This window comes from Xylophilus sp. ASV27, assembly GCF_016428875.1.
In the GTDB taxonomy this organism is placed as follows: Bacteria; Pseudomonadota; Gammaproteobacteria; order Burkholderiales; family Burkholderiaceae_C; genus Xylophilus.
In genome coordinates, this window is record NZ_JAELTO010000455.1 from 1 (window position 1) to 239 (window position 239).

At 67.8% G+C, this 239-nt stretch carries 1 protein-coding gene; it reads right to left on the minus strand.

The window, feature by feature from the left end; all coding sequences use genetic code 11:
* Positions 1-239 (minus strand): transposase (locus JHD63_RS25325; protein ID WP_198973219.1); only part of this gene is annotated, 239 nt, incomplete at both ends.

A 239-nucleotide genomic window follows, 5' to 3' on the forward strand; every position in this document is an offset into this window, starting at 1 on the left:
GCGCTGGCGCGCCAGGTAGATGTTGGCCAGGCCCAGGGCGACGAACGAGCGTGTGGCGTTCTTGGCCAAGCCGCGGTAGCGCACCTTGGTGAAGCCCCATAGCCGCTTGACTACCGCGAAGACGTGCTCCACGCGGGCGCGCACCCTGGACTTGTTGCGATTCTTCGAGCGCTCGGCTTCGTCGATCTCGCCGCCTTTGCGCACGCGCTGGTTCGTGAAGTCGCGCGCCTGCGGCGCCT